The sequence below is a fragment of the Mycolicibacterium austroafricanum genome (assembly GCF_000612725.1).
Taxonomy (GTDB): domain Bacteria; phylum Actinomycetota; class Actinomycetes; order Mycobacteriales; family Mycobacteriaceae; genus Mycobacterium; species Mycobacterium austroafricanum.
Genome location: NZ_HG964450.1, coordinates 1,345,820 through 1,353,987 on the forward strand (window position 1 = coordinate 1,345,820; position 8,168 = coordinate 1,353,987).

The following is an 8,168-nucleotide window of genomic DNA, read 5'->3' on the forward strand; positions in this document are numbered from 1 at the left end:
GGTGCCGGCGCGGCGCTTGCCGGGGTCGGCGGCGGGCCGCTCGTCGGGGCCGGGTCGCCCTTCGTCGTAGGCGAGTGCCACCTCGATCGGGTCGGGGCGGGTCGGGTCGGCTTCCAGGTCGGCGGGGTCGGGCTGCCCACGGAACCGGTGCCAGAGGCGGCGTCCGACGAGCAGCACCAGGACCGCGCCCCCGGTCAGCGTGATGAAGAACAGCACCTTGCCGTAGGCGTTGGAGTGCACGGACAGCCGCACCGGCTCGCCCAGCGGCAGCCCGTCCGCGGTGCGCAGGGCCACGTCGACGGCGACCCGCTGGGTGAAGTGCACCTCGATCGGCACCTTCAGCGGCAGGAAGCCCGGCGGCAGCACGATCTCACCCATGTCGGTCACCGACATGCCCGGTGGCGCGTCGATGTCCAACCGAACCCGGATCGGCACCGGCAGGTCGTTGCGCAGCGCCAGTGGCAGCGGGCTGCGTTCGGTGGCCAGGGTGTAGGAGCCGCCGGGGTTGACGATCGTGACGGCGTTGAACAGGTCCTCCACGGTCCGGCCGACCGTCGTCAGCCGTTGTTGCGCCAGTCCGTTGCGGGCGTCGGGCGGGACCGACAGGCTCAGCGCGCGCAGCAGATCCTCCCGCAACGGCGCGGTGTACTGGTTGCCGGTGAGACCGGTGCGTTCGTCGGTGGTCAGGGCTGCGGTGAAGCCCCACAGCCGGCCGGTGGCCGCGGAGATGCCCGAGACGACACCGTTGTCGAACCGTCCGCGCGGATTTCCGAGGGACCCGGACGGCAGTGGGGCGTCGCGCGCGGCGGAGGTGGCCTCGTCGATCAGTGCGGTCAGCGGGCGTGGGACCGCCAGCCCGGCCCGGATGCTGCTGGCCACCGCGGTCAGGACCGCCTGGGCGTCGGCCGGCGCCAGGTTCCACATCAGCGGCGGCACCACGATCTGGGTGCGTGGCCCGATGTCCGGGTTCAGGCTGCGCCACAGCAGCGCGCCGATCGCGTCCTGGCGCCGTGCCACGTCGGAGTCCTGTTTGACCGCGACGTCCAGCGCGGGGTTCAGATAGGAGGGCGACTCGGGCGTCGGGCCCATGCCGGCGAGGGCGGCCCCCACCGCGGGGTCGAACGGCGCGGCGACCACGGTCGGGGTGTAGCGCAGCGGGACGGTGTCGGCTGTCTCGGCGGTGCCGTCGGCGGTCTCCCCGGGCTCGCCGAGGTTCGCCGCGCCGATCGCGACGGTCGGTCCGTGGCCGGACAGCAGCTGTACCGCCGGGGCGGTCAGCGGGCCGTCGCCGACCAGGCTGGCACCGCGGGTCGAGGTGACGCCCAACAGTTGGTCCAGGATGCCTGCGGCGCCGGTGGTGGCGATCGCGGACAGGCCGGGGTCGGCGACCCGGTGGAGGGCGTCGAGGTCGGCCTGGGCGTAGGTGGTGGGGGCGACACACATCCGCCGGGCGAGCGCCTTGAGCCGGTTGAGCCAGTCCACCGCTGCCTGTTGGCCGGTGCCGGGGTGGGTCGGGGTGCGCGGGCCTGCGTCGGCGGCGTCGTTGACGACGTAGCCGGCGGTCATGGCGTTGACGGTGATCAGCAGGTCCGGGTCGATCGCCAGACAGACTGTGCGCGTGACGTTTCCGCCGGGGTCGACCTCGGGACCGGTCGCGAAGTCGACGGCGGTCAACAACGTGTCCAGGCGCCCGCCCGGGGCCAGCGAGCCGGCGAGTTCGTCGTCGATCAGGCGCACCGGGGTGGTGCCGCCGGGGGCGCCGGCCGCCAGCCGGGGCCGGTCGGCGAGCGGCCAGAACACGGTGAGCCCGACGGGGCGGGTGGTGTCCGGTGGCACCGCGGAGTCCAGGGCTTCGCTGGCGCTGTCGGAGTCACCTTCGGGCGGTACGCCGAGGACCGGCAGCAGGAAGCGCGAGTCATCGAGCCGCGCGGGCGCCCCATAGTCGGGGGTGCCGTTCACGTTGACCATGACCGGGTACACGCCGGGGTTGTCGATCCGCATCGAGGACGGCACCCCGGACCGCAGCGGGTAGGCGAGCCGGAACGGAACCCGTTGTCCGCGGGCAAGTTCGGGCGCGGCGGTGACGAAGTCTGCGACGGGCTGGTACTGGTCGACGTTGCCGGCCAGGTCGGTGCGCAGCGCGGTCGACGACGCGACCGCCTTGGCACGTTCCAGCCGTACCACCACATCGCGCACGGGCCGGTCACCGATGTTGCTGATGGTGCCGGTCACGGTCACCAGCGGGTTGCTGGTGGTGGTGACGACGTCGGGGGTGATGTTGTCGATCTGCACGCGCAGGAACGCGACAGTGCCCGGTTGGGCGGCCGCGACGGGGGAAGCGGCGGCGGGTGCGACGGCCAGCAGCAGCGCGAGGACCGCGACGAGCAGGCGCGCGGGGCCCCTCACGGCCCCTGACCGCAGCCGTTCGTCCGCCGGCCGGGCTGGGGTTGAGCGGTGGGGTCAGGTCGGTGCCGGCGGGTGTGCGAGTGCGTCTGCCCGCGTCGTCGCGGCGTCGTGCGGGGAAGCGGGGGGAGGGCGCCGGGCCCGTCGGTGTGCAACTTGTCGATCAACTCGTCGGCCACCTCGGCCAGGCGCCGTTCGTCGGCGTAGGCCAGCCGGGAGGGCAGGTCCTTGACCGGCACCCAGGCCACCTCGGTCACCTCGACGTCCTCGTCGGAGAGTTCACCGCCGGAGAACCGCATCAGGTAGTGGTGCACCGTCTTGTGGACGCGCCTGCCCTCGGTGACGAACCAGTAGTCGATGCTGCCGAGAGCGGCCAGCACACTGCCCTGGATCCCCGTCTCCTCGGCGACTTCGCGGATCGCGGTCTGCTCGGCGGTCTCACCCATCTCGATGTGGCCCTTCGGCAGCGACCACAGCATCCGGCCGCGGCGGTCGATGCGCCCGATCAACGCGGCCACCTGGCCGTCCTTGGGCCCGTCGATCCCGTCGATGACCAGGCCGCCTGCGGATGTCTCGTGCACGGTTCGCAGGCGCTCCGGTGGCCGCCGCGTCCTGGTCCGCTGGGGTTTGGGGGTCTGGCGCGCTTGGCCGGCGGTCCCGGCGGGCGGGGCCTGCTGCCGGTGGTCGGCGGCTTGATCGGGCAGCGCCTCGGGGGGACCTGCCGCGCGTCGGCCGCGACGGCGCCCGCGGCGCCGTCGGGGTTTGGCCTGCTCGCCGTCCGACACCCAAGCGATAGTAGCTGGCATGAACTGCGGCACTCGCCGCACTCGCCGGTCGGTGACATGGCTGTGACCAGTAGGCTCACCGGACGTGCCCGACCCCACCTCCGACTCCGAACTGCTGGCCGCAGCGCAGGTTGCGCTGAACGTCCATGGCGGGGTGCTGCGCGAGTTGGGCCGACTGTTCGGCGACCACGGTCACCAGCTTTACCTGGTCGGCGGCAGTGTGCGCGACGCGCTGCTCGGCCGGCTGGGCACCGATCTCGACTTCACCACCGACGCCAGGCCCGATCAGATGCTGCCCTTCCTGCGCGGCTGGGGCGACGCACTGTGGGACACCGGTATCGATTTCGGCACGCTCGGTGTCGCCAAGGGCGGGGACCGGCTGGAGATCACGACGTTCCGTGCCGACTCCTACGACCAGGTGTCGCGCCATCCCGAGGTGCGGTACGGCGACAACCTGGCCGACGACCTGGTGCGCCGCGATTTCACCGTGAACGCGATGGCGGTCCGCATCACTCCAGACGGGCCGACCGAGTTCCTCGATCCGCTCGACGGACTGGCCGCGTTGCGGGACCAGGTGCTCGACACCCCGTCCGAACCGGAGGTGTCGTTCGGCGACGATCCGCTGCGGATGTTGCGCGCGGCCCGGTTCGTGTCGCAGCTGGGCTTCGCGGTGGCGCCGCGGGTGCGGCGCGCCCTGCAGGAGATGGCGCCGCAGCTGTCCCGGATCACGGCCGAGCGGGTGGCGGCCGAGCTGGACAAGTTGCTGCTGGGCGCCGACCCGGTGGCCGGGCTGAACCTGATGGTGGAGACGGGTCTCGGTGATGTGGTGCTGCCCGAGATCGGCGCCATGCGGATGGCCATCGACGAGCACCATCAGCACAAGGACGTCTACCAGCATTCGTTGACCGTGTTGCGGCAGGCGATGGACCTGGAGGGCCCGGAAGGCCCGGATCTGGTGCTGCGCTGGGCCGCGCTGCTGCACGACATCGGCAAGCCGGCCACCCGCAGGCACGAGCCCGACGGGGGTGTGAGCTTCCACCACCACGAGGTGGTCGGGGCGAAGATGACCCGAAAGCGGATGCGCGAGCTCAAGTACTCCAAGCAGATGATCTCCGACGTGTCGCAGCTGGTGTATCTGCATCTGCGGTTCCACGGCTACGGGGACGGCCGCTGGACCGATTCGGCGGTACGGCGCTATGTCACCGACGCCGGGCCACTGCTCGGCCGGCTGCACAAGCTGGTGCGCGCCGACTGCACCACCCGCAACAAGCGGCGCGCGGCGCGCTTGCAGGCCAGCTACGACGACCTGGAGCGGCGTATCGAGGAGCTCGCCGCCAAGGAGGATCTGGCGCGGGTGCGGCCCGACATCGACGGCAACGAGATCATGCGGATCCTCGACATCCCGCCGGGGCCGCAGGTCGGGCAGGCGTGGAACCACCTCAAGGAACTGCGGCTCGACCGCGGCCCGCTCGAGTACGACGAGGCGGTCGCCGAGTTGCTGAAGTGGTGGAACGAGAAGGGCCGCCCCAACGTCTGATCAGGTATGGAGTACTGCCTGGGGGACGCCGACGGGTCGGCGACGATGTGGACCGCCGGTCCGGACAGCGATCTCGACGGTGACGGTGTGCCCGACGCCGTCGGGCTCGACCTCGACGACGACGGCGTGATCGACGACGTGCTGGCCGATCTCGACGGCGACGGGACAGCCGATCACGCCGCGCGGGATCTGGACGGCGACGCGATCCCGGAGGCGTTCTTCACCGACGACGGGACGGGCACGTGGACGGTGGCCGCCGACCGAGGCGCGGCGTTGCGTTGGTTCGGCCTCGACGGGGTGGAGCATCCGGCGGCTTCCGCGCCGGCCGACCTCGACGGTGACGGCGACCCGGAGCGCCTTGTCGATGGCGACGGCGACGGTGTGGCCGACCGTGCGTTCGGCACCGGGCAGGCGTGGGTGGACACCGACGGCGACGGTCGGTGGGATGTCCGGCTCGTCGACGGTGACGGCGACGGAGCCGCCGACTCGGCGGAGTACCTGTAGGGGGTAGTGCCCGGAGCCTAGCCGCGACCCTGCCCGGGAGGTCCGGCGAACGCCTGCGCGATGGTCAGCCACTTCTCGGCGTCGGGCCCGACGGCGACGACGTCGAGGGCCGCGCGGGGACGCCGCTGGGTGACGAGCATGCAGAAATGCTCCGCCGAGCCCGTCACCCGCTGGGCCGCGTCCTCGGGTCCCCAGGTCCACTGCGCGCCGTCCGGCGCCGACAGTTTCACGTGGAACGGTTCCGGTGGCGGGGTGAGCCCGTGCACCGTGAAGGCGAAGTCGCGGGTGCGCACGCCGATGTGGGCGATCGAGCGCAACCGTGCTGTCGGCGCCCGCGTCACGCCCAGCGCGTCGGCGACGTCCAGGCCGTGCGCCCACGTCTCCATCAGCCGGGCGGTGGCCATCGACGCGGCACTCATCGGCGGCCCGAACCACGGCAACTTGCGGCCGTCGGCGACCGTCGACAGAGCGTCGTGCAGCGCGGCGCGGGCGGCACGCCAGTCGGCGAGCAGCTCCCCGGGAGAAGTCAGAGCGAGCTCTTCGGCGGCGGCGTCGACGAAGCCGCCCGGATTCTCCGAAGCCTGCGCCAGGACCGCCGCGAAGCCGGCCTCGTCGGTCACCGACAGCAGCGCCACCCGGTCGGTCCACATCAGGTGCCCGATCTGGTGGGCGATCGTCCAGCCCGGCGCCGGGGTGGGCAGCGTCCACCGCGCTGCCGGGAGCGCGGCCACCAGCGCGTCGAGATCGTCGCTCTCGGCGCGCAACTCGTCGATCACGCGGGCGGCATCGGCCATGGGGTCACCTTAGCCGCGGGGCCTGCCGCGCCGGCCGACGGTCGCGTGCACGGCAAGACCCGCCAGGTAGGTGCCCACGCCTGCGACCGCGAGGCCCACCGAGCGGCCGTCGGGGGGGATGACGAACGCGGCGGCCGAGATCGCGACGATGAACGCCAGCCAGAACAGCGCGTCCTGGACGGCGAACAGGTGTCCGCGCAGCGCGTCCTCGACGTCGATCTGCATCGCGGTGTCCGCGCACAGCTTGACGACCTGGCCGGCCGCACCGAGCAGAAACCCGCACACGATCATCACCGGCAGGTTCAGCGTCGCGCCGCACAGTTGCACCGCGGCGGCGAACGCCAGCGCGCCGTTCGGTGTGGCGTACCGGCCCCACTTCTTCACCAGGGTCGGCGTGACGACGGTGGCGAGGAACTGGCCGGCACCACCTGCGGAGACGAACAGCACGGTGGTGCCGAAACCGGCCACCGTCGCGGCCTCGGTGTGGCGCACCATCACGAGCACCAGCAGCGTGTTGACGCCGAACACCATCCGGTGGGCGGCCAGCCCGGACAGGGTCGACGAGACCGAGGGCACGGCCAGCACGGTGCGCGCGCCGTGCAGCCAGCCGGTGGCCACCGCGTAGAGGACGGACCCGTGCACGGCGCGGGCGCTGTCGTCGGGGCCGAGAAGTCGAGGCGGGAACCGCATCGACAACCACAGCGCCACCGACACCGGCACCGCGACCATGAAGATGATGACCGACGCACCCGAGTCGCCCGCGCCGAACAGCCAGCGCGGCAACAGCATGAAGATGGCGCCTGCGAACGCGGCGATGGATGTGGTGGCGGTGGCCACCGAGTTCATCGCGATCACCTGATCGCGCGGCACCACATGCGGCAGCGCCGCCGACAAGCCCGACGACACGAACCGGGTGAAACCGTTGGCGAGCAAGGCGCTCAACAGGATTGGAATGTCGGACAGCCCCGCGGACAGCAGCGCGCCGACCACCAGGATGACCACAAGGCGGCCGCAGTTGGCGCCGATGAGCACCAGCCGACGGTCCCAGCGGTCCAACAGCGCACCGGCGAACGGACCGACCAGTGAATACGGCAGGAACAGCACGGCGAATGCGGCGGCGATGGCCCAGGGTTCGGCCTCGCGTTCCGGGTTGAACAGGATCGCACCGGCGATACCGGCCTGGAACAGCCCGTCGCCGAACTGGCTGACCGCCCGCAGTTCGAGCAGCCTGCGGAATTCGGGCAGGGCGCGCACCGAGCGCCACAACGTCCTGGGTGCGCGGTCGTCGGGCACGGGGTCACGTCCTGTTGGCGGGAGGGATGGTCTCGGATTGTCGGCTCTTCACGCGAGCGCGCAGCGCGCGACCCGACCCACAGTACAAATATCCAAGTGGGGCGCGCTTGTTCGCCACGATCATGAACCGGTGGTGACAGAATGGTCCGATGGCACAGCCCGAGGATCCGGAGGATTTCGTCGCACCTGCGGCATACCGGGTTCGTGCGGGCACGATGCTTCTGGCCAACACCGACCTGTTGGAACCCACTTTTCGGCGCAGCGTCATCTACGTCGTCGAACACAACGACGGCGGAACCCTGGGCGTGGTGCTGAACCGGCCCAGCGAGACCGCGGTGTACAACGTGCTGCCGCAGTGGGCGAAGCTGGCCACCAAACCCAAGACCATGTTCATCGGTGGCCCCGTCAAACGCGACGCCGCCCTGTGCCTGGCCACCTTGCGGGTCGGCATCGACCCGGCCGGGGTGGACGGACTGCGGCACGTGCAGGGCCGGGTGGTGATGGTCGACCTCGACGCCGACCCCGATTCGATCGCACCGATGGTGGAGGGGGTCCGGATCTTCGCCGGGTATTCGGGCTGGACCATCGGTCAGCTCGAGGGGGAGATCGAGCGTGACGACTGGATCGTGTTGTCCGCGTTACCTTCTGACGTCCTGGTGGAGCCGCGGGTCGACCTGTGGGCCAGGATCCTGCGTCGGCAGCCGATGCCGTTGTCGCTGTTGGCTACCCATCCGATCGACCTCAGCCGCAACTGAGCCGGACGGCCGCGCTAGCGGTCACAGGACAGCGTGCACGTACCGCAGCCGCTGCCACCGCCGCTGCCGCCGCACCCGCCCGCCGTCGCCGACTGCT

At 71.5% G+C, this 8,168-nt stretch carries 7 protein-coding genes; 3 read left to right on the forward strand and 4 right to left on the reverse strand.

The window, feature by feature from the left end; all coding sequences use genetic code 11:
• Both BN976_RS06390 and BN976_RS06395 read right to left on the reverse strand, forming a co-directional pair.
• On the reverse strand, window positions 1-2,406 hold a 2,406-nt coding region (locus tag BN976_RS06390), incomplete at its 3' end, for a DUF6049 family protein (protein WP_084182217.1).
• On the reverse strand, window positions 2,403-3,188 hold the full coding sequence (locus BN976_RS06395; RefSeq protein WP_199558890.1) for an NUDIX hydrolase: 786 nt from the start codon (window positions 3,186-3,188) through the stop codon (window positions 2,403-2,405). The genes BN976_RS06390 and BN976_RS06395, both read right to left, overlap by 4 nt.
• A gap of 85 nt (window positions 3,189-3,273) precedes the next feature.
• Here BN976_RS06395 and BN976_RS06400 point away from each other — a divergent pair, with 85 nt between their 5' ends.
• Window positions 3,274-4,725, forward strand: coding sequence for a CCA tRNA nucleotidyltransferase (locus tag BN976_RS06400; RefSeq protein WP_036368778.1), 1,452 nt, complete (start codon window positions 3,274-3,276; stop codon window positions 4,723-4,725).
• Between the two features lie 6 nt (window positions 4,726-4,731).
• On the forward strand, window positions 4,732-5,229 hold the full coding sequence (locus BN976_RS06405) for a hypothetical protein (protein ID WP_036368780.1): 498 nt from the start codon (window positions 4,732-4,734) through the stop codon (window positions 5,227-5,229).
• A gap of 17 nt (window positions 5,230-5,246) precedes the next feature.
• Here BN976_RS06405 and BN976_RS06410 read toward each other — a convergent pair whose 3' ends face one another.
• Complete coding sequence (locus BN976_RS06410) at window positions 5,247-6,023, reverse strand: TIGR03084 family metal-binding protein (protein ID WP_036368782.1); 777 nt, start codon at window positions 6,021-6,023, stop codon at window positions 5,247-5,249.
• Window positions 6,024-6,032: 9 nt separating this feature from the next.
• Window positions 6,033-7,316, reverse strand: coding sequence for an MFS transporter (locus BN976_RS06415; RefSeq protein ID WP_036368783.1), 1,284 nt, complete (start codon window positions 7,314-7,316; stop codon window positions 6,033-6,035).
• Window positions 7,317-7,465: 149 nt separating this feature from the next.
• Here BN976_RS06415 and BN976_RS06420 point away from each other — a divergent pair, with 149 nt between their 5' ends.
• Window positions 7,466-8,071 carry a YqgE/AlgH family protein gene (locus BN976_RS06420; protein ID WP_011783153.1) on the forward strand — a complete coding sequence of 202 codons (606 nt, stop codon included), beginning with the start codon at window positions 7,466-7,468 and terminating at the stop codon, window positions 8,069-8,071.
• Window positions 8,072-8,168: the final 97 nt, after the last annotated feature.